The sequence below is a fragment of the Paenibacillus sp. IHB B 3415 genome (assembly GCF_000802655.2).
In the GTDB taxonomy this organism is placed as follows: Bacteria; Bacillota; Bacilli; order Paenibacillales; family Paenibacillaceae; genus Paenibacillus_AQ; species Paenibacillus_AQ phytohabitans.
The window spans coordinates 119,866-141,032 of sequence record NZ_JUEI01000022.1 but is presented as its reverse complement, the minus strand read 5'-3'; the positions used below and the strand labels follow the sequence as shown (position 1 = coordinate 141,032).

Sequence of the window (21,167 nt, the reverse complement as noted above, 5' to 3'; positions counted from 1 at the left end):
CCCCCTCTGCCGCAGCTGCAGCCTACTTGGCATAATAGTTATCCACGTTCACCCGTGTGACCACGTCTATCCCTGTATCGACCGTATCCGGCACGGGCACGGGCTTATTGTTCGCATACGCTTCAGGGTCCGCTTCCAGATCACGATGCAGATGAAACAGCTCTGTCAGCGACCAATAGCCCATATTCCAGGTCCCCTGCGCCATGGTTGCCGCAATCTTGCCTTCCTTCACCAGATCGAGCGTGCCCTTATCGGTATCGAAGCTGATAATCTGCGGTGCCGGGCCGCTGCCTTGAGCAGCATCCACCGCTTCTGCCACACCGATCCCGCCATTGGATTCCGTGGCAAAAATCCCGGCTAGCTGCGGATACCCGGCCAGCAGCTGCTCGGCAGCTTCCCGCGAGGCCACCTGGTCTCCCCGGCCAGCCTTGACGGCCACAAGCGTCATTTCAGGATACTCGTTTCGTATAGTGTCCCGGAAGCCATCGGTCCGCTCTTGATGATTATGCTGATCCGGTGTGGTGATGATGGCCACTTCGCCTTTGCTGCCGGTCAGCTCAGCCATCTTGTGTGCGGCCTGGGTCCCGGCATTGTAATTATCCGTTCCCAGGAAGGAATAAGCCTTGCTGTCCGGCGCTCCCGAATCAAATAATACCACCGGAATGCCGGCCTCCACCGCCTTGTTGATCGTCGCCGTGAGCAGCTTGGAATTCACCGCCGAAATGGCAATCCCCGCCGGCTTCTTGGCGATGGTCTGCTCCAGCACGGTCATCTGTTCATTGGCATTATGCTGGGTCGAGCCGTGGTATTCCACGGATACATTAAGCTCCTCTGCCGCATCCTCGAAGCCCTTCAGCACGCTTTTCCAGTAGTCGATTCCGATCTGGAATGTGACCATCACATATTTATCTTCAATATTGCCGCGCAGTCCGGCTGTCTCCCACGGGTCCGCCGAATCCCCCTGCTGCTTGTAATTCAGCACGTAGATCAGGAAGATGCCGATCAGCAGCACATAGACTAACCAGAGCTTTCTCACATATGTAACCCCTTTCAAAACAAGAAGTAAATGACACCGCCCGCTTGCCCTGACCGATGTCCAGTCTAGTCTAAGGGCTCGGCAGGCTTCCCGTCAATTACGATCTGCTTGATTGATCTGCTTCGGCTGGAGCATCAGTTGGAGCATCAGTTGGAGCATCAGTTGGAGCACGGGTTGGACGGCCCGGAAGCCGAATCCGGAAAAGTAAAAATCTGATACGACATTTTATGTCGTACCAGTTGGTTAATACTGGACAAGTAACAAATGACCCGATGCTGCTGCTGCGCGAGCCGATCGAGAACTGCTTCCATGATGTGGGGCTGCGCTGATTCTAGCTATTCCGGTTAGAACATTAAGCCTTCCGCGTACTTCTCCCCTTCCAGCAGATCATACTCGATCAGGCGATAGTCATCCAGCAGCTCCTGCTGCCCGGGTGTCAATTCACCCAGGATTCCGCTGCTGCCGGATCCGACCAGCACATTCTTGCTGAGACCGGGGATTTCTTCCTGCACCTGCTCCAGCAGCTTGTAATAGGCAGGCAGCGGCTGGCCGGATAGTCTAAAGACGGTCGGGCCAAGGAAAGCCGGACTAAGTGTGCCCAGCGGCTCATTCCCGATCTCATAGTTAGCCAGAATCAGCAGCTGCGTCTCGTGCTTCAGCCTAGGCTTCTGATCCCAGCCTGCCTCTGTATAGATCCCGGCGGTCAGCGCCGGCAGATGGTCGCCCCAGAATACAGCAATGGTCGGACGTTCAATCGTCAGCAGCTCCTGCTGCAGATAAGCCAGTGTCTCGTCCGTCAGCTTAGTATCCTGTACGTAAGTCTCCAGCTCGTCCTTCTGCGCCGGCTGTCCGCCTTCTACGGTAATCGTGTTCGGTCCGTTCAGCCCTTTGGTAAAGGGGAAATGATTCTGCATCGTCACCAGATGCAGGAAGGCCGGCCCGGACGCCGACTTAAGCTCGCGGACAGCCTCCTCTACAGCAGCCTTGTCGGAGATATAGCCATCCGGGGTGAGGCGGATGGCATCCGGCAAATCCTTTTCACTGATGAAGCTGTCAAAACCAAGTACCGGATAGACACGGTTGCGGTTATAGAAGGTCTCATCGAACGGATGCAGCGCCTGTGCCTGATAGCCCCGCGATTTCAGAATACTGACGATGGACGGCAGTGAAGACATTTTGACAATCCGCTGTTGATAGGGAATGGTTCCGTCTCCAAGGAAATACATCGACAGCCCGGTCAGGGCCTCGAATTCAACATTGGCCGTATTGCCGCCGAATTCCGGTGACAGCAAATAACCAGACGGAGTCTCATCCGCCGCCGCATGAATGAATCTCAGCGGATCTTCGCTTAAGGTATACCCCGGCAGACGCGTTGGGTCAAAGAAAGCCTCATCCATCATAAACAGAATATTCGGCTGTTCCCCGGGAATGGCTGCTGCCGGTTCATCCGGCAATGCCGAATACTTGGCTGACACCGCCTCAACCGCTTCACGGCTGTACCCTTCCGGCTTCTCCAGCAGGCTCTGGCGCAAATTTCCGGCAAAAGCAAATATGAATCCGTTCTGCGTATAATTAATCTTCTGGTTCCAGAAAATGTTCTGGTAGTTCATAGCCGTAACAACAGACGAATGACCCGAGACAAGCACAAGAAAACCTGCGCTCAGAGCCACAGAGATCCCGCCCAGGCTTAAGCGCAAAGGCAGGTTGATTCTGTTCTTGGGCAGCTTGCGGATCATGTACGCCAGACCAACAGCCACTAATATTGCGGCTATTACCGCCAGCGGTGAGATCATTCCTTTGGTAATCTTGCTCATTTCACCGGCATTCTTAACCAGCATCAGATCCCATGGAAAAAGCGGCTCTCCTCTCGTGACAAGCTTCTGATAATCAGCTACACCCAGCACCAGACATAGTACACTGACAACCGCAGGCCCCACATATGTATTAGGCAATATCACTGAACTTAAGAGCAGGATGAAGAAAATGAATAGGCTTCCTGCACCATACAGCCAAGGGTAACCGCGGGTCCACTGCAGAGCACCCGATATATTCATACTGAAGGAAGCTGCCTGCAGATAGAAATTCAGCACAAATCCCCCGGCCAGCAGGACTAACAGCAAATAAGACAAATGTTTGGAAGGCAATAACCGTGACAAATGGATTCACTCCTAACTAGATTAAAGGAGTAGTATACGCCTTTTAGCTTAAAGCCGCCTTAAAATTCAGTATCCAAAAGAAGTACATCTTCGTATTATGCACCTCACAGCCTCTTCTATAATCCCCTGATGCGAGATTATCAGCATGGTATTTCACGCAAAAAAGAGCAGCAAACTTCGCTGCTCTTCATTCTGCTATCTCTACAACTATATAAACTGAAAAAAAGAAATAACAATAAGCAAAAGGACCGGAGGGGAAATTTGGAACTGTAGGAGCGGTAGCGTCCGCCTTTGTCACCGGATTTCAACCGCGGGCAGCGGTATATATCAAGAAATCTGGGGACAACAGCGGCCGGAAGTCCAAATCTTCACCGCAGTGACGCCGAAGCTTTATGTTAACCTCTGAAATTCAGTTTATACCCCCTACTTCACATACAGGCGGCTAGTCTCCTCCCAATACTCTCCCGGCTCCAGACCAAACAACCCGATGTCATCGGCAGGAAGATCTACCTTCGGTGCATTAACCAGGTTGATCTGCGGCTCCGGACAGAAGAACCCTTCGGTAGCTCCATTATTCCAGATCATCCACTGCTTATAAGAGGTTCCCACATCATACACCAGCGTAACGCCGGCTTTACTGTCGGTAAGCTCCATGCGGTTGCGGCCGTTCTGGGCTACAGCGGTATAGTGGTTGTCCATTGGCGCATAGAACGGATACAAGCCCTCATCACGCAGTGCCACTTCATCCGCAGTCAGCTCCTGGAATTTGCCGGTCGGCAGCATCCGGTTGCTAAGCTCCCAGCGCTCGCCGATGGTCAGCTTCACACGGTAATCCTGCGGCGTGCTGCCTGGTGCGAACGGGGCATTAATGGCAGTATGGAACGCCAGCAGACAAGGCATCAGCTCTGCGCCGTCATTATGAACCAGCAGCTGCTGGGACAGGCCGCCTTCTCCCAGAGTATAACGCAGCTTGACGGTGTATTTGAACGGCAGATATTGATAAGAAGGATGATTCTCATCCACCTTGATCGCTACAGTGACGAAGCTTTCGCTTTTGCCGCTGCCGAATTCTTCGACCTCCCAGGCTGCTGTATGTAGGAACCCGTGCAGATGGTTGCCCGTCTTGGCCTCATTTACCGGAAAATGGTAGGTTTGTCCATTCCACGGGAACTCTCCATCCTCATAACGGTTCGGCGGGAACAATACAGGGATGCCGTGAATCCCGGGGTTTGCCTTGAATGCTTCCATTTCCTCTGCGCCAGGCTCATGCAGGAAACGGTAACCGCTCTCAGTATCACGGAAGCAGATCAGGTTACCTCCGATGCCCGGCAGAACTGCTGCCTCATAACGTCCGGCTTTGAGCCAGACTGCGGCTTCTCCCTCATATTGTCCTTCAAATGCAGTAATCGACATAATAACTTTAATCTCCCTTCCATAAGCTCATAATGACTCTCTCATAGATAGAGTACCACATCTGCCGGATCGGCAACATGTCATTTTTACAGCTGTTCCACTTCGACACTCATCACATGCTCAATTTTCTTCACATCATAATAGATTTCCGTAGCATAATCACGGTCCGGTGCGGAGATCACCATATCAATCATTTGTCTCCCGTCTTCGAGATCCTTGATCTTCATCCGCCGGATTGTCCGGCCGGTTTTACGTGTTTTGCGCTGCTCGGCAATGATATGGCGCTGCTCAATTTTCTGGATCACATCGGTTAGAATATAGTTCGGTTCCATGATGATTTTAATCGATATCTCATGTTTGTTCAGCACCTCCGGGCCGATGGCTTTAATTAGCAGGGGCACCGCATTTACCGCAAACATAAGCAGCACAACTGCATAACCCGCTTCTACATAGAATCCCGCGCCGACCGCAATCCCGATACCGGAAGCCGTCCAGATGAGCGCCGCTGATGTCAGTCCCGATATCGCATCTCCGCCTCTGCGCAGAATGACACCCGCCCCGAGAAAACCGATCCCGCTGACAATCTGCGCCGCCAGACGCATCGGGTCCATATTGGGATGATCTGTGCCGCCGAACTTGTCATACGCATGGATCGAGACCAGCGTTACCAGACAGCTGGCGATACTAATGACCATACTGGTCCGGATTCCCAGCGGTTTCTGTTTCAATTGCCGGTCAATCCCGATGAACAGCCCGAACAGCATGGCCACAAGCAGCTTCACAATAGATTCTGTGTGCAAATCAATATTCATTGTTGTCCTTCTCCTTTCCTTGACAGATAGAATCAGTATACCTGAAAACTACTGCAAACTTTACAGTAATTTTTCGCAGGTATTTTAAAAGAAAAACGGACCGCTGCACCTCTGTACCCGGTCATCAATCAGTACCTGATGAGCTCCGGCAAAGGGACAACGTCCGCTTTTAGTTAAAGGCTGCACTCCACACATTATATGAGTGATAAAGCACGAATAGAAGAATCAGCCATGCAGCAGCGATTCTGCTCCGTCACAATAGATTTCCGTCCCTGTAATATGATCCGAATCAGCAGAAGCCAGGAACAGCGCCAGCTTGGCTACCTGATCAGGACGCCCGGGCCCCTTCTCCAGCGGCTGTCCGCCATCCGGGAATTCAACCTCGATCTGCACTTCCTTAAGATCATCCGAAGGGTACGTATTGTCATCAATATTGGTGGTGATCGCACCAGGACAGATGGCGTTTACGCGGATTTTGTACTGGGCCAGCTCCAGCGCCGCCATTTTCATAAAAGCGACCTGCCCGGCCTTCGTTGTGCTATATGCCGAGAATCCGATGTTGGAGAATACCCGGTTACCGTTGATGGAGCTGTTGATCAGGATACTGCCGCCCTGCTCCTTCAGATGGGGGATGGCATATTTGACCGTAGCGAACGTACCGCGCAGATTGATCTGAATGGTCTGGTCCCAGGACTCGATATCCATCGTCTCAATCGGTGTCATCGCACCGTTAATTCCGGCATTCGCAAACACGATATCCAGCTGCCCCCACTTGGCAACAACCTGCTTCACGGCGTCCTCCACCTGCTGCGGCTCGGCGATGTCACATTCGAACACAGCGGCTTCTCCGCCCTCCTGCACCACCTGACGTGCGACCTTCTCTGCGTTCTCCACGGTCCGGTCCAGAAGAGCCACCTTGGCTCCGTTTCTGGCGAACTCCAGCACCGACGCCCGGCCGATACCCGATCCGCCTCCGGTTACGATTGCTACTTTGCCTTCCAGCTTCTTAGTGTTCATATGTGCAGTTTCCTCCTATGGTCATTGTTGTTCAAAAATCAAGTTCTTTCGTTAAATTATACCTCCCATACCGCTTAGTGAATCGGCTGGCCCTGCTGTTTTGACAAAGCACATTTGGGGATATAATTTAAGAGGCAATAATGAAATTGACTTTAAACATGCCTTTATTTTCTACACAGAGGAGAATATTACTCATGATGAGCTGTATCCCCACCCGGTGTTCGGCCCGATGGATGTCGCCCAGTGGGTGGATTTCATCGGCATTCATGAAGAACGTCATCTGGCTCAGCTGAAGGAAGCTCTGGATGGAATTTGACCCTATTCTCTGCACCATTAAAAAGTAAAGACAAAGACACAACAATAAAGGCTTGAGCAGCTGTCCATCTAACAGACAGCACTCAAGCCTTCACCAGGTTCTATACCTGCTTATCCCAGCATCATCCGGTCATCCGCCAGCTTATGGCCGCTGATCGCTTCGAATTCACCAAGCAGCCGCTCTACCGTCAGATCCTTCTTGCGGGATTCATCAAAATCCAGAATGATCGACCCCTTGTCCATCATAATCAGCCGGTTGCCTAAACGGATGGCCTGATCCATGTTGTGGGTGACCATCAGTGTAGTCAGCTTCATCTCACGGACAATGGATTCGGTAAGCTTCGTGATCAGCTCAGCGCGCGAAGGGTCCAGCGCAGCTGTATGCTCATCCAGCAGCAGAATCTGCGGCTGGGTGAAGGTCGCCATCAGCAGGCTAAGCGCCTGCCGCTCGCCTCCGGAGAGCAGCCCTACCTTGGCGCGCAGCCGGTTCTCCAGGCCAATGCCCAGCTTGCTGAGCTGCTCCCGGAACAGCGTGCGTCTGGCCGCATTCACCCCGAAGGACAGCCCGCGGCTTTGGCCCCGCTTATAAGCCATGGCCAGGTTCTCCTCAATGGTCATATGAGGCGCCGTACCGGCCATCGGGTCCTGGAAGACCCGGCCGATCCAGCGTGCGCGCTGGTACTCGGCCAGATTGCTGATCGAGCTGCCTTCAATGCGCGCTTCACCGAGATCCGGCTTCATGACACCGGAAATAATATTCATCAGTGTCGATTTACCGGCCCCGTTGCTGCCGATAATGGTCACGAAATCTCCGGCGCTCAGCTCCAGATCTATGCCCAGCAGGGCTATCTTCTCGTCAGGTGAACCCGGATTGAACAGCTTGGATACATTATCAAGCTTTAGCATCGGCTGCCCCTCCTTTCTTGCTGCTGCGCGTCAGCTCCGCAAGCTCTTCAGTCCGTCTGCGGGCCATCGTCTTCTGCTTCAGGAACCGCTGAACGGACGGGAAGACGAGGGCGATGATAACGATAATAGCTGTAATCAGCTTGAGATCCGAAGCCTTGAGCCATGGCACCCTCAGAGCCAGCGCCACAACGATCCGGTAGACGATGGAGCCGAGCACTACGGCCAATGTAGCGCGGAAGACGTTACCCGCACCGAATATCGCTTCCCCGATAATTACCGAAGCCAGCCCGATAACAATCATGCCTATACCCATGGATGAATCGGCAAACGTAGAATATTGAGCGATCAGCGCACCCGAGAGGGCCACCATTCCGTTCGCCAGACTGATGCCGAGAATCGTCGTAGTATCCGTATTGACCCCGAAGCTGCGGATCATCCGGGAATTATCTCCTGTAGCACGCAGGGCAAGTCCAAGGTCTGTACGTAGAAACAGATCCATCAGAATCTTGACCAGCAGAACCACAAAAGGCATAACCAGCAGAGGATTAATAGAGCTGAAAAGGGATACCTCGCCCATTAAGGAAACATTCGGGCGCACGAGAATCCGCAGATTGATGGAATATAGCGCAATCATCATCAGAATCCCGGATAGCAGGCCGTTGATCTTCCCTTTAGTGTGCAGCAGTCCTGTACACATGCCTGCAGCCATCCCTCCGAGCAGGGCACATACTGTTGCCAGCAGCGGAGAATATCCGTGGGTGATCATGACCGCGGCAATCGCGCCGCCGGTGGTGAAGCTCCCGTCTACAGTTAAATCCGGGAAATCAAGAATACGAAACGTTACATATACCCCGAGTGCCATAAAAGCGTACAGCAGGCCCATTTCCAGGGCGCCGATTAATGAACTATACATAGATGACTTCCTCCCTCAAGCGGCAAAGGGCGCCCGCATTGGAAACGCCCCGTTATGATGTCTGTATGTTATTGAATAATGTTATTGTCTGGATCTGCAACTTCAGCCTTCATAGCATCCGTTACTTCAATGCCCTGTGCTGCTGCCGCTTTGAGGTTAAGAATGAGGTCCAGCTTCTCTTGCATTGTTATTTTCATATCACCTGGACTTGTGCCGTTCTTAAGCACTTCCACTGCCATTTCACCAACCTGGTAGCCATGGTCATAGTATTTGAAGCCCACTGTGGCAAAAGCGCCCTTCTCCACCGTATCACGGTCTGCCGAGAAGAACGGCAGCTTATTGTCATTAGCCGTCTGGATAATTGTATCCACACCGCTTACGACGGAGTTATCCAGTGTAATATAGAGGGCATCCACACGTCCTACAAGGGATTCAGCAGCCTGCTTCACCTCTGAAGTATTCGTGATAGCCGCCTTCACCAGCTCAATTCCGTGCTTGTCCAGTTCTTCCTTGGCGATATCCGCCATAACTACTGCGTTAGGTTCACCTTCATTAATGACAAGCCCCAGCTTCTTCACATCCGGGAACTGCGTTGCGATGAAATTCATCAGACGCGTAATCGATTCCGGATTCGTATCGGATGCGCCGGAGACATTGCCGCCGGGATGATCCAGGTCGCTTACGAGCTTGGCATCCAGCGGGTCAGTGACTGCCGCGAACAGAATCGGCGTATCCTTCACTTTCTGGACAATGGATTGTGCGGACGGAGTGGCGATCGCCAGCACCAGATCATTCTTGTCACCCGCAATCTTCTGGGCAATGGACAGGTTGTTCGCCTGATCCGCCTGTGCATTCTCCAGATCTACCTTCAAGTTCTCACCTTCTACGATTCCGGCATCCTTCAGTGCCGCCAGGAAGCCTTCCCGTGTAGCATCCAGCGACGGATGTTCCACATACTGTGAGATGGCAATCGTATAGGATTTCGTGTCCGCGGAACCGGTGTCTGCCGGAGCGCTGGTTGCGTTTGCCGGAGTATTTCCTGCATTAGCTCCATTATTTACGGCTGCATTATTGTTACCACAACCTGCTGCTACCAGCATCAAGGACATACTCAGGCCAAGCCAAATGTTCTTTCTCTTCATCAGATAACCCCTCTTCTTTTACGGATTCAGCGCGCGAACCTGGGTTAGCGGTTCAGCATTATCGCTTTCATCTTTGAAAGCATTAAAGCAAAAGCCCGCACCATTTCCGCATCCACTGCCGCAATCTATTAAACATATATTATATGTAGGTTGATTTTCCGTCAATCATTTATCACGGCTCCATATTTTACAAAAAACGCACAACGGGGTGATGTTTCGACAAGAACACGCCTGTTACTCTTGACATTGATTGCTAAAGCCTTTTCCACATAAAAAAAGCCGCCCTGCACAAACTTTACTTAAAGTTTGAAGATGGAGCGTGCCAAATGCCAATAATCAATTCATACAAAACTGCGGCCACAGCCACAGTGCTTACTGCCGTCATTCTTGGCTCAACCGCCTGCAGCTATTCCAGCAAGGATGCTACCCCGAAGGTGAATTCGGTTACGCCAACCGGAACATTTGCCGGGAGCTACTATGAGAAGAATTCCATCACGGACAAAGAAGGCAAGTATTGGATTCCACTGAAGCCGGCCGCTGCCTCCATAGGATACAGAATGAAAGACGACACTTCAAGCGGAGGATATACCAAGCTGGGCTACAGCGATGTAATGTACATGCTCCGTCCGGATTCCAGCCAGGTTTTCTCCCTTGGGGAGAAGATCACTCTGCCGGACGTTCCCATCCGCCGCGAAGGTCAGATCTACATCACGCCTAATGCATTATCCAAGCTGCTGCAGACCGAGGTTGGCTGGAACCCAAGCTCCGGAGAGATCAATATTGCCGCCCCTTCTGACAGAGATGCTACCGCCAATACAGGTGCAGGTGAGGCCGCCAAGCCGCTGCGGATCCAGAGCGTCTCTAATGTGGATACCGGTGAACTGATCGCCTATGCCAAAAAGTATCTCGGCGTACCCTACGATTTCGGTGCCGGACCTTATGAGGAAACCAAACGGTTTGACTGCTCATCCTTCACCCGTCATGTATTCAAGAAATTCGGCGTCGATCTCCCGCGGCTGGCCAAAGATCAGGATAATATCGGCAGACGCATATCAAGGAGCGAGCTGGAGCCCGGGGATTTAATTTTCTTCACCGTACCCGGCCGTTTCGAAAGCGACGCCATTCCCGGTCATGTAGGCATCTACATGGGGGGCGGCAGTTTCATTCATACTTGGGGCGATCCCGGAGTACAGATCAGTGACCTGGACAGCGGATACTGGAGCAATGTTATTCTGCACATGCAGCGGGTGTTATAATCCCCTAAATACAACAAATGCAAGGAAGGTTACGGGCTTCTGCCGAAGCGCCGGACCTCCTTGCATTTTTTTATGCCACCGCCATTGTCCGGTAGTATACTATTCCCAATTCTTACTGCGCCCGCTTAAGCGAAGAACCAGCTTCACCAGCTCCACAATCACCACTATCGCCACTGCAGCCCCGCAGACAATTCCCCACTGCAGACCGCTCAGATGCTCCACTCCGAACCAATCATTCAGCCCCGGAATGATAATAACCAGCACCAGCAGAAGTCCCGAGATGACCGAAGCCCCCAGCATGTAGCGGTTGCTGAACAAGCCGATCTGGAACAATGATTTGGTATTGGATCTGACATTGAATGCATGGGTGAGCTGCAGCAGTCCCAGCGTAGCAAAGGCCATCGTGACTGCAACACCTTCATCGTAATGAGTATGTGCCCAGTAATACACCAGCAGGGTCAGTGCCGCCTCAAGGAGCCCTTGATAGATGATTCCGATCCCCACGCCTCCGGCAAAAATACTGCTGCTTGATTTACGCGGTTTCTTCGACATCACATCATTATCCGCTTTTTCCAGTCCGAGCGCGAGCGCCGGCAATGTATCTGTGACCAGATTAATCCACAGGATATGAATCGGTTCAAGGATCCGCCAACCGATCAGTGTCGCAATGAACAGAGTCACCACTTCCCCCAAATTGGCCGACAGCAGAAACTGGATCGCTTTGCGGATGTTGCTGTATACCTTGCGGCCTTCTTCGACAGCAACGACAATCGTAGTGAAATTATCATCGGCCAGTACCATGTCGGATACGCCTTTGGCCACATCTGTTCCTGTGATGCCCATACCAACGCCGATATCCGCTGATTTCAGCGCAGGCGCATCATTGACTCCGTCACCGGTCATAGCAACGATTTTGCCCATTTGTCTCCAGGCCTTGACAATCCGCACCTTATGCTCAGGCGATACACGGGCGTACACGGAATAATCGGCCACTCTTGTGGCAAAATCCGCCTCGCTGATCTGATCCAGCTCGCGGCCGGTCAGCACTGCCTTGTCATCGTCGATGATTCCAAGCCGCTTAGCAATGGCTGCAGCCGTGTCCCGGTGGTCCCCGGTGATCATCACCGGCCGGATGCCCGCCCGTCTGCACACGGCAACCGCATCCCGGACCTCCTCGCGCGGCGGATCGATCATCCCGGTCAGGCCGATAAACACCAGATCCTTCTCTGTCCCCTCCGGCGAAGGATCAGAGGGCTGCTCTGCATGGTCGCGGTAAGCAAACGCCAACACCCGCAGCGCTTCGTCTGCCAGACTTTTGTTGCTGGCTGTGATCCGGCTGATATGCGCCTCCGTCAAGGGCACCACAGTGCCGTTCTCTTGAATATGGCTGCATTTGGACACCAGCACATCCGGCGCTCCCTTGGTTAGCACCCGGAACTCGCCGTTATCCAGCTTATGAATCGTCGTCATCAGCTTGCGGTCCGAATCAAAAGGCAGCTCATTCACCCGCGGATAACGCTGCTCCAGCTCCCGTTTGTCTGTCCCGATGCTGAGTGCGAAGTCAACCAGCGCCGTTTCGGTAGGGTCGCCGATAATGGCTTTACCGCTCCGTGTCCCGCCTGCTGAACCAGGCTTCACCTCTGACCGGGCTCCATCCGTAGCTTTCCCTCCAGCACCTTTGCCTTCGTCTATGCTGGAATCATTGCACAGGGTCATCGCCTGCAGAAGCAAATCACCGCCTGGCGTATCGTTAATCTTCGAATCGGCCTCGACCGTCTCTCCGCCCACATACAGCTTTTCCACGGTCATCTTGTTAAGTGTTAATGTGCCCGTCTTGTCAGAGCAGATAATCTCTGTACTGCCCAGTGTCTCCACCGCAGGCAGCTTTCGGATAATTGCCTTGCGCTTAGCCATCCGCTGCACGCCTAGCGCCAGAATGATGGTTACGATGGCCGGAAGACCTTCCGGGATCGCCGCTACCGCAAGTGAGATGGAGGTCAGCAGCATATCAAGCAGCTCTCTGCCCTCCAGCCAGCCGACCACGAAGATAACGACACAGACACCCAGAATAATGAAGGTGAAATATTTGCCAAGCTCATCCAGCTTTTTCTGCAAAGGGGTAACTTCATTCTCCGCCTCTGAGATGTATCCGGCGATCCGGCCCACTTCGGTATGCATCCCCGTAGCCGTTACAACACCTACACCCCGGCCATAGGTTACGCTGCTGCTCATATAAGCCATATTCGTCCGGTCACCGATCACAAGATCGTTGCCCTCCAGCACTCCCGACTGCTTATCCGAGGGCAGTGATTCACCGGTCAGCGCCGCCTCCTCGGTCTTCAGTGACGCCGCTTCAAGCAGACGTAGATCGGCGGGCACAACGTTGCCGGCTTCCAGCAGCACAATATCGCCGGGCACCAGCTCCTCGCTTTTGATCTCTGTGACCTGCCCGCCCCGACGGACTCTCGCCTGCGGAGAGGACATGCTTTTGAGAGCCTCCAGCGCCTGCTCCGCTTTGTTCTCCTGGATGACGCCCAGCACCGCGTTCAGGATCACCACCAGCAAAATGATAATGGTATCCGTCCACTCTCCGAGGATTCCCGAGAGTACGGCAGCCGCCAGCAGGATGAAGATCATTACATTCTTGAACTGCTCAATGAATTTAGCCAGCAGCGATTTAGACTTGGCTTCCTGCAGCATGTTCTTGCCGTAACGTTCCAGTTGCCGTGCCGCTTCTTCTGCAGTCAGCCCGGCTTCCCTGCTCTCCAGCTGCTTCAGCACCTCAGCCGTATCCAGACTATGGAACAATACACCTTCTTTACTTTTGCTTTTAGCAGAATCTGAGTTCAAGTCATCCGCTCCTTCTATAATTTATTTAGTTCAATCAAACCCTTATATGGAGTTTTACCCAAAAATAGCAGGAGAATTCTAAAAACATATGTAGATTTATCAAAGGTTACGCCTGCCCGAACGGGCGAACCCTTTGAACCGGGTCCCCTTGCTGGACAACTCCCCCCTGTCTCCCTCAACGATCAGACCATATGCTTTGGCCTTCACTTCCAGCTCCCTCCGGCTCCCGTCCTGGAATTCAAAGGTTACATAGTAGCTGGTGTGAGTACCCGCATGCCCTCTGCCGCCCCACACCTCTGCGCGTTTAGTAACAGCTGTCGCCACCCTCGACTCAAGCGGGCTGGCATTATTGGTCATCCAGATCTTCAGGGCTCTGGCAATAGTGTAAGCAACAAAAACTGCGATCAGCAGCAGCACCAGCTGTAATAAATATGGCCCTTCGGAGAAGAAGCCGCGGGAGGAACTGGCTACAGCCGAATTCAGAAATCCGTTAAAAATGCCCTCTTTATGCAAATTAAACGCTCCTTTGGTAAAAATAATAATAAAATGTACACTTTACTAGAGAATACGCGGTGTAACGGCTCCGGTTTCGCATTTTCATGACATTTCCCCCAAAAAAACAGTGCCGGAATTTTGGTCCTGCCCAGAATCATATGTTATGCTTTAACTACAATATACAGTAAGGAGGTGTTCTCTTGATGACATATCTAGCGCGCATGTCCATTTCTAAGCTGCTGAAGGCGGCCTTCATACCGGTGTATCTCCTGACATTTCTGGCGGCTTCTTCCCAGCTGCTGAACGAACCGGAGGCTTCCGAAGTGCAGCATGCCAGACTGGAGCGTTATGAGCATAAAATGGCTCAGCCGGTCCGGGCGCACAGCACAACGTTCCATTACATTCCTTCCGCGCGGCTGGCCCATCCTGAGAACCTGCTGGCGCTTCATCCGGAAGCGTCCCTGCCTCTGCTCTGTGTGTCGTTTTTCCCCATCATTTACATCATTCTGAAGCGGCTGCTGCTGTATCCGCTGAAATGCACATCACACTTTATAAGGTACAGGCTTTCCAATAAATCCTTTGAGCGCACAACGCTTTATCTATAGCAAACGAACCTACAAATTCAGGTTTCCTGCTGAAAGGAGGAAATCCATTGAAAATCAGATATAGAGGGGCTGCCCCCCTGCGCCATTCCAAAATACTGCGCCTGCTCTCCGTTATAGGCGGGGGCTTGCTCGCTGCTGTAGGACTGGAACTGTTCCTCATGCCGCACAAGCTGCTGCCGGGCGGAATCGCCGGATTGTCTGCCCTCCTGTCTCATTTAACCGAAATGCGTCTTGGCTTATTTCTGTTCCTGCTCAACCTTCCGTTCATTCTAATGTCGCGCAGGCAGATTAATCTCCGGTTTGCCCTGTATACGATGCTTGGATTAATCTGTCTGACGGCGGGCTCGCTGGCCCTCCACCACTTCCCTGCTGCCACCAGCGAACCGTTGCCTGCTGCGATAGCCGGCGGACTGTGCCTGGGCTTTGGACTTGGCATCTCTGTCCGCTTCGGAGGCATTACCAGCGGAAGCGAGAAGCAGGGAGTCCGGCTGCTGAACGGCGGTCCGCCCAAATCTGCTGAAATAGGCATTATGCTGTTCAACTGTGCCATTCTGCTCTTTGGCGGTTCATTGTTCGGCTGGGATCAGGCTATGTACAGCATCATTGCTTACCTGCTGGCCTTTGAAGCCCTGCGCTTCTCGTTAAGAGACCTATCCCTCTCCCAGGCTGTCTGGATTACGAGCAGCAACTGTGAAGAGATCCGCCGCAAGCTCCAGCAGTCACTTGACCGCGAAGTTAAACTCGTCAGGTCCACCGGTCCTGAGGGACAGCCGGGCACCGTCTTCTGCCTGGCAAGCAGGCTGGAGGAAGAGAAGCTGGCTTCCATCGTCCACGGATGCGACCAGGACAGTAAGATCGTCATCAATGCGGCCCGGAACAGCCGGATTTCCGCGCTCTTCCGTAATCACCCGCCAGGATGACCGAGGATATTCACCGGACAGCTTACAGCCCCTGATCAACCAAAAAGCCCCGCATCTAGTTGCGGGAACGCTTTTTGGTTAGATCAGGCAAGGGCAGGCTCCGCCCTTTCAGCGGAACATTCCCCATAAGCGGATCAGGTGAAATGTGTTGCCCGGATCAATCTTCTGGGCAATCACAAATTTAACAATTTGCTCTTCCTGTGAGGACGTCAGCTTCTCATTCATCACTGCAGAAGCGTTGCGCACCAGCCTGCGCACAACGGCAGTGTCCTGCAGCTCTTGCTTGGAAATTCCGTTGATCATATTCTTGATGCGTTCCTTAACCGCCGGATTCTTCATCTTCAGCTTAATGCGATCCACCAGCGCAGGACTGATTCCGAATTGCTGATAACCCAAGCATAGCACCTCCCGTCATATCCAATCATTCACAGTATATGAGGGCCGGTCTCCGCATGTGCCTAATCAGTCAATTAAATCTCCCTGGAATATTTGCTCCTGCTGCAAATACCCGCGCAGCGGAGCATAATCCGCCGATGTCCAAAACGCGGCATCCCGCAGCAGCTCTGCAGCGTCATCACGCGCCAGCTCCAGCGTCTCGAAATCAGCCGTCATATCCGCCAGCCGGAATTCCGGCAGCCCGCTCTGCTTCGTCCCGAAGAAATCCCCCGGTCCCCGCAGCTCCAGATCACGCCGGGACACCTCGAAGCCGTCATCCGTATCCGTCATCGCCGTCATCCGCTCTCTGCCAATTTCCGATTTGGGATCTGCCATCAGCACGCAGTAGGACGCATGTTCCCCTCTGCCGACCCGTCCGCGCAGCTGATGCAGCTGTGACAGGCCGAAGCGGTCGGCATCCATAATGATCATCAATGTAGCATTCGGTACATCCACACCCACCTCTACGACCGTAGTAGAGACTAACAGCTGCAGCTCATTGCTGTAGAAGGCGCGCATCACTTCATCCTTCTCTGCAGGCGTCATCCGCCCGTGAAGCAGCCCTACCTTATAGTTCGGGAAAGCCTGCGACATCTGAACATGCAGATCAATCGCATTCTGCACATCCAGCTTCTCCGACTCCTCAATAAGCGGGCAGATCAGATAGGCCTGCCGCCCCTGGTCGATCTCACGGCTGATCAGATTCAATACCCGCTCCATCAGATCAGGCTTCACCCAGTAGGTCGTAATAGGCACACGCCCTTTTGGCCGTTCGGACAGCGTAGACACATCCATATCGCCAAAAACAGTGATCGCCAGCGTACGCGGAATCGGGGTGGCCGTCATCGTCAGCACATCCGGGTTGTAGCCCTTGCGCCGCAGGACACTGCGCTGGTTCACCCCGAAACGGTGCTGCTCATCTGTGACTACAAGTCCCAGACTGCGGAAGAAGACATCATCCTGAATTAAGGCATGGGTTCCGACGACCACATCCAGCATTCCCAGCTGCAGAGAAGCCAGCAGATCCTTACGTTTGCGTCCGTTCACACTGCCGGTCAGCAGACCGACTGTAATGCCGAACGGTTCAAACATTCTGGTGAGCGAGCGTATATGCTGTTCGGCCAGAATCTCAGTCGGCACCATCAGTGCCCCCTGAAATCCCGATCTTACAGTCGCATACAGTGCAATAGCCGCCAGTACGGTTTTGCCGGAGCCTACATCCCCTTGCAGCAGCCTATTCATACAGTACCCTGAGCGCATGTCATGCAGAATCTCCAGCTCCACATGCTTCTGGGCGTCCGTCAGTTCAAACGGCAGGCTCCGCACAAACTGGCGGACTGTGGCGTTATCCACTGTATGGACCACACCGTCCATTCTGCCGCGGTTCAGTACACGGAAGGCCTGTACCTTGAGCTGGAACAAGAATAGCTCTTCATAGACCATCCTGCGCCTTCCCTGCTGTCCTTCGCGTGTATCCTCCGGCTGGTGGATCGTGGCAATCGCCTTTTTACGCGACATGAAATCATACTTGCGCATAATACTGTGCGGGAGGATTTCCGGGATCAGCTCTCCATACTGCTGCAGGGCCTGGCCTATGACTTTGCGGATCCAGGACTGTGTGATCTTGCCGCCTACAGAGTACACCGGCTGCAAGGTTCCCGTCTTGCCTTCTCCCCGGTCCGGAAATTCATAATTGGTTACGGTAATCTGATTCCGTTTCTGGTCCCATTTCCCGGTAAGTACTACTTCGCGGCCCACTGTCAGTTGCTCACGTGCATAATGCTGATTGAACCACGTTGCCGTGAACATCCACGGCTCAGCCACCATCTTGCAGCTCATACGTGATTTGCCCCCGAAGCGCTGCAGCACCGGAATGCCGATTACCTTAGCTACAATGGTTGCTTTATCGCCATGCTTAACTTCACTAAGAGACTTTGGCCGGAAATCCTCATAACGGAACGGGTAGTATTCCAGTAAATCCTTCACTGTAAAGACGCCAAAGGCGTGAAGCTCGCCTTGCTTTTGAGCGCTCACGCCAGTTATTTGTTTCACTTCAATTGATTCCAAAGCCAGCACCATGTTCATCCCCTATACTAGGCGGGCCAGATGAATACGGCTAAGGTCCCGTTGCCGACATGGCTGCCTACGACAGGTCCAATGTTGGTCAGTACCTTCTCTTCCAAGGTGAAATGCCCGGACAATTCCTTGAGGAATTCTTCGCCGGAAGCCGGTTCAGCCGTATGACCCACGGCCACATTGATTTTGTTCACACCCGGCAGATCTGCCTTGAACAGCTCGATCATACGGGCAACTGCCTTTTTGCGGCCTCTAACCTTCTCTACCGCATAGATGATTCCTTCTGCATCGATCGACAGGATCGGCTTGATATTGAGCAGCGTACCCAGGATGGCGGACGCTTTGCCGATTCTGCCGCCCTTCTGGAGATATTCCAGCGTATCCACCAGGAAGTACAGTTTGCGCGATTTGCGCAGACTCTCTACCTGCTCCAGGATTTCCTCCGGCGCCTTGCCCTGCCCGGCCAGTCTAGCGGCTTCCACTACCATGAACCCGAATCCGTAGGAAGCGGACAGGGAGTCAACCACGGTGACCGACTCCCCTTCCTCTTCCAGCATGGATTTGGCCAGGACAGCAGATTGATAGGTTCCGCTAAGTCCGGAGGAGATATGGAAGGACAGGATCGGACTGCCCGGATAACGTTCCTGAATACTGCGGTACACGTTCATATATTCGACCGGCGACGGCTGTGAGGTGGTCGGCAACTGCGGCGAGCGGGGAAGACGCTCATAGAACTGCTCCGGAGTCATATCCAGATTATCCCGGAAAGCCTCTTCGCCGAACATCAGAGTCAGCGGAACGACTTCAATGCCGTACTGATCCGCCAAGGCAGGCGGGATATCGGATGTGCTGTCGGTAACGATTACGGTACGATTCATGGATTTCCTCCCCATACTATGATTTAGCTGATCCACTCTGCTTGCTTAGGTCTATGATGTCTATGGCTCCACTGAGAAAAGATAGTAATACAGCGGCTGGCCTCCATCATGAACTTCTACTTCAACCTGCGGGTACGTTTCTTCCAGCCATGTGCTGAGGGAATCCGTAACGTCTGCTTCGGCATCTGCACCAGTCAGCACCGTTACAATCTCGTCACCGTTCACCAGCATGCTTGCCAGCAGCTGCTTGCTTACAGCAAGCAATTCATCGGCGGCAGCAACGATCTTGGAGTTCGAGATTCCGATATACTGCCCGGCTTTGATCTCCAGCTCTTCAATGACTGTATCCCGCACGGCATTGGTAACCTGTCCCGATTTGACCTGTGCGATTGCCTCCAGCATATTGCTCGTGTTGGCATCTACCGCTTCCTCTTCCTGGAAAGCAAAGGCGGCCGAGATCCCCTGGGGAATACTCTTGCTAGGGATAACCGTGATGTCACGTTCGCCTTCCAGCAGTTCCTTGGCCTGCTGCGCAGCCAGTACTATATTGGAGTTATTCGGCAAAATGTAGATATGCTTCGCTGAAATAGAAGATATCGCATTAACGAAATCCTCCGTGCTCGGGTTCATCGTCTGGCCGCCGGCCAGGATGGCATCCACGCCAAGGCTGCGGAAGATATCAGAGATTCCATCTCCCGAAGAGACTGCGATGAAGCCGTATGGCGCCAGATCATCCGCAGGAGGAACTGCCGGCGACTGTACGCTGGCCTTCTCTTCCGGAATATCGGCGAATACATCCGGCATTGGAGCAATATCCATTCCGGCTGTCAACAGATCGCGGTGCTGCTCACGCATGTTAAGAATGTGAATCTGTGTGATCTCACCATGCATCAGCGCCAGGTTAAGCACCTCGCCGGGAGTCTTCGAGTGCACATGCACCTTGATGGTCTCATCATCCGAAATTACGATAATTGAGTCGCCGTTAACTGACAACGCTTTCCGAAAAACTTCCTCATCAAAATCTGATTTCACAGATGCGCCAAGCTGGCGGTTGATGAAAAATTCCATATCATATAAAAATTCGATGTCTTCCGTAGAAAGCTGGGATTGGGCGGAAGACTGTACGGAGGACAATACGTTCTCAGGTTTAGTCAGTACTGCTGCAGGAATTGGTGCAGGAACTGAGGCTTGTCCTTGTACAGGTGTCTGTACAGCGGATGATCCGCTGGTCAGATACTGGTGGAAACCTTCATAGATGTAGACCAGACCCTGACCGCCGGAATCCACAACACCGACCTGCTTGAGCACAGGCAGAAGTTCAGGTGTATTGGCTAACGCTTCCTTGGCTTTGGCCAATACTTCGGTCATCAGCTCAGTAACATCCGTTGTGCGGCGCGCATAATACAATGCATGTCTCGCAGCTTCTTTGGCGACGGTAAGAATCGTGCCTTCAACCGGTTTAACCACTGCTTTGTAGGCTGTATCAACGCCAGTCTGCAGTGCTGCAGCGAACTGCTGCGTGTTCAATTCTTCATATTGGGCTGCATAACGTCCAAGACCTCTGAATAACTGCGACAAAATAACGCCGGAGTTCCCCCGTGCGCCCATCAAGAGTCCTTTGGAGAGTACTCCTGCACATTGGCCTACAGAGGCAGTATTATTTTTCTTCAATTCATTCGCGCCAGCGGTCATCGTCAAATTCATGTTTGTTCCCGTGTCTCCATCCGGAACCGGAAAAACATTTAAAGAATTGACATGCTCCGCATGCTGCTGCAGCTTTTCCGCACCGGCGAGTACCATTGCGGTAAAATCTGTCCCGTTTATAGAACGCTTACTCAATGAGAATTCCCCTTCCTAACTTCATGCCTAATCAATTCTATGATTAACTGGACATAATGCACTAATTTATATTGTACTATAAGAGTCTAAAGAAATAAATGTT

General features: G+C 52.7%; 18 protein-coding genes. 4 read left to right on the top strand and 14 right to left on the bottom strand.

The features are described from left to right. Window positions 1-22: 22 nt before the first annotated feature. The 5 genes from QW71_RS12460 to QW71_RS12440 form a co-directional block, all read right to left on the bottom strand. Window positions 23-1,036, bottom strand: coding sequence for a substrate-binding domain-containing protein (locus QW71_RS12460; RefSeq protein ID WP_039298058.1), 1,014 nt, complete (start codon window positions 1,034-1,036; stop codon window positions 23-25). A 344-nt stretch (window positions 1,037-1,380) separates the two neighbouring features. Then, entirely contained in the window at window positions 1,381-3,192 is a 1,812-nt protein-coding gene (locus QW71_RS12455) for an LTA synthase family protein (RefSeq protein ID WP_039298056.1), read from the bottom strand. Window positions 3,193-3,615: 423 nt separating this feature from the next. Beyond that, window positions 3,616-4,605 carry an aldose 1-epimerase gene (locus tag QW71_RS12450; protein WP_039298053.1) on the bottom strand — a complete coding sequence of 330 codons (990 nt, stop codon included), beginning with the start codon at window positions 4,603-4,605 and terminating at the stop codon, window positions 3,616-3,618. A gap of 86 nt (window positions 4,606-4,691) precedes the next feature. After that, window positions 4,692-5,417, bottom strand: coding sequence for an MgtC/SapB family protein (locus QW71_RS12445; protein ID WP_039298052.1), 726 nt, complete (start codon window positions 5,415-5,417; stop codon window positions 4,692-4,694). 225 nt (window positions 5,418-5,642) lie between these two features. Further along, on the bottom strand, window positions 5,643-6,434 hold the full coding sequence (locus QW71_RS12440) for an SDR family NAD(P)-dependent oxidoreductase (RefSeq protein WP_039298050.1): 792 nt from the start codon (window positions 6,432-6,434) through the stop codon (window positions 5,643-5,645). A gap of 100 nt (window positions 6,435-6,534) precedes the next feature. Here QW71_RS12440 and QW71_RS12435 point away from each other — a divergent pair, with 100 nt between their 5' ends. Further along, window positions 6,535-6,750, top strand: coding sequence for a hypothetical protein (locus QW71_RS12435; protein WP_039298048.1), 216 nt, complete (start codon window positions 6,535-6,537; stop codon window positions 6,748-6,750). Window positions 6,751-6,860: 110 nt separating this feature from the next. On the opposite strand, the gene QW71_RS12430 is transcribed toward QW71_RS12435, so the two are convergent. The 3 genes from QW71_RS12430 to QW71_RS12420 all read right to left on the bottom strand — a co-directional run bounded on the left by QW71_RS12430 (window position 6,861) and on the right by QW71_RS12420 (window position 9,710). Next, window positions 6,861-7,655: an ABC transporter ATP-binding protein gene (locus tag QW71_RS12430; RefSeq protein ID WP_039298046.1), complete on the bottom strand. Its 795-nt coding sequence runs from the start codon at window positions 7,653-7,655 to the stop codon at window positions 6,861-6,863. Further along, entirely contained in the window at window positions 7,642-8,568 is a 927-nt protein-coding gene (locus tag QW71_RS12425; protein ID WP_039298044.1) for an ABC transporter permease, read from the bottom strand. Before QW71_RS12425 ends, QW71_RS12430 begins: the two co-directional genes overlap by 14 nt. 68 nt (window positions 8,569-8,636) lie before the next feature. After that, window positions 8,637-9,710, bottom strand: coding sequence for an ABC transporter substrate-binding protein (locus tag QW71_RS12420; RefSeq protein ID WP_039298042.1), 1,074 nt, complete (start codon window positions 9,708-9,710; stop codon window positions 8,637-8,639). Between the two features lie 326 nt (window positions 9,711-10,036). On the opposite strand from QW71_RS12420, the gene QW71_RS12415 reads away from it, so the two are divergent. Further along, window positions 10,037-10,966, top strand: a complete 930-nt coding sequence (locus QW71_RS12415) for a C40 family peptidase (protein WP_039298040.1) — start codon at window positions 10,037-10,039, stop codon at window positions 10,964-10,966. 99 nt (window positions 10,967-11,065) lie between these two features. On the opposite strand, the gene QW71_RS12410 is transcribed toward QW71_RS12415, so the two are convergent. Further along, complete coding sequence (locus QW71_RS12410) at window positions 11,066-13,816, bottom strand: calcium-translocating P-type ATPase, SERCA-type (RefSeq protein ID WP_047013762.1); 2,751 nt, start codon at window positions 13,814-13,816, stop codon at window positions 11,066-11,068. A gap of 99 nt (window positions 13,817-13,915) precedes the next feature. Beyond that, window positions 13,916-14,329, bottom strand: coding sequence for a DUF2500 domain-containing protein (locus tag QW71_RS12405; protein ID WP_235441453.1), 414 nt, complete (start codon window positions 14,327-14,329; stop codon window positions 13,916-13,918). A 182-nt stretch (window positions 14,330-14,511) separates the two neighbouring features. Here QW71_RS12405 and QW71_RS12400 point away from each other — a divergent pair, with 182 nt between their 5' ends. Next, a complete protein-coding gene (locus tag QW71_RS12400; protein WP_152679750.1) occupies window positions 14,512-14,916 on the top strand; it encodes a hypothetical protein in 405 nt (134 codons plus the stop codon). A 47-nt stretch (window positions 14,917-14,963) separates the two neighbouring features. Further along, window positions 14,964-15,836, top strand: coding sequence for a YitT family protein (locus tag QW71_RS37075; protein WP_047013761.1), 873 nt, complete (start codon window positions 14,964-14,966; stop codon window positions 15,834-15,836). Window positions 15,837-15,944: 108 nt separating this feature from the next. Here the strand turns inward: QW71_RS37075 and QW71_RS12390 are convergent, their stop codons facing one another. The 4 genes from QW71_RS12390 to QW71_RS12375 all read right to left on the bottom strand — a co-directional run bounded on the left by QW71_RS12390 (window position 15,945) and on the right by QW71_RS12375 (window position 21,064). Next, window positions 15,945-16,232 carry a stage VI sporulation protein F gene (locus QW71_RS12390; protein ID WP_039298036.1) on the bottom strand — a complete coding sequence of 96 codons (288 nt, stop codon included), beginning with the start codon at window positions 16,230-16,232 and terminating at the stop codon, window positions 15,945-15,947. Between the two features lie 66 nt (window positions 16,233-16,298). Beyond that, window positions 16,299-18,350, bottom strand: a complete 2,052-nt coding sequence (gene recG / locus QW71_RS12385; RefSeq protein ID WP_039298034.1) for an ATP-dependent DNA helicase RecG — start codon at window positions 18,348-18,350, stop codon at window positions 16,299-16,301. A 14-nt stretch (window positions 18,351-18,364) separates the two neighbouring features. Then, on the bottom strand, window positions 18,365-19,225 hold the full coding sequence (locus QW71_RS12380) for a DegV family protein (protein WP_039298032.1): 861 nt from the start codon (window positions 19,223-19,225) through the stop codon (window positions 18,365-18,367). Between the two features lie 60 nt (window positions 19,226-19,285). After that, window positions 19,286-21,064, bottom strand: coding sequence for a DAK2 domain-containing protein (locus QW71_RS12375; protein WP_039298030.1), 1,779 nt, complete (start codon window positions 21,062-21,064; stop codon window positions 19,286-19,288). Between the last annotated feature and the right edge of the window lie 103 nt (window positions 21,065-21,167).

Excerpts from the sequence above, each read along its gene's own strand:
- QW71_RS12450 (WP_039298053.1), bottom strand. The coding sequence starts at position 4,605 with ATGTCGATTACTGCATTTGAAGGACAATATGAGGGAGAAGCCGCAGTC.
- QW71_RS12445 (WP_039298052.1), bottom strand. The coding sequence starts at position 5,417 with ATGAATATTGATTTGCACACAGAATCTATTGTGAAGCTGCTTGTGGCC.
- QW71_RS12440 (WP_039298050.1), bottom strand. The coding sequence starts at position 6,434 with ATGAACACTAAGAAGCTGGAAGGCAAAGTAGCAATCGTAACCGGAGGC.
- QW71_RS12430 (WP_039298046.1), bottom strand. The coding sequence starts at position 7,655 with ATGCTAAAGCTTGATAATGTATCCAAGCTGTTCAATCCGGGTTCACCT.
- QW71_RS12425 (WP_039298044.1), bottom strand. The coding sequence starts at position 8,568 with ATGTATAGTTCATTAATCGGCGCCCTGGAAATGGGCCTGCTGTACGCT.
- QW71_RS12420 (WP_039298042.1), bottom strand. The coding sequence starts at position 9,710 with ATGAAGAGAAAGAACATTTGGCTTGGCCTGAGTATGTCCTTGATGCTG.
- QW71_RS12415 (WP_039298040.1), top strand. The coding sequence starts at position 10,037 with ATGCCAATAATCAATTCATACAAAACTGCGGCCACAGCCACAGTGCTT.
- recG (WP_039298034.1), bottom strand. The coding sequence starts at position 18,350 with ATGGTGCTGGCTTTGGAATCAATTGAAGTGAAACAAATAACTGGCGTG.
- QW71_RS12380 (WP_039298032.1), bottom strand. The coding sequence starts at position 19,225 with ATGAATCGTACCGTAATCGTTACCGACAGCACATCCGATATCCCGCCT.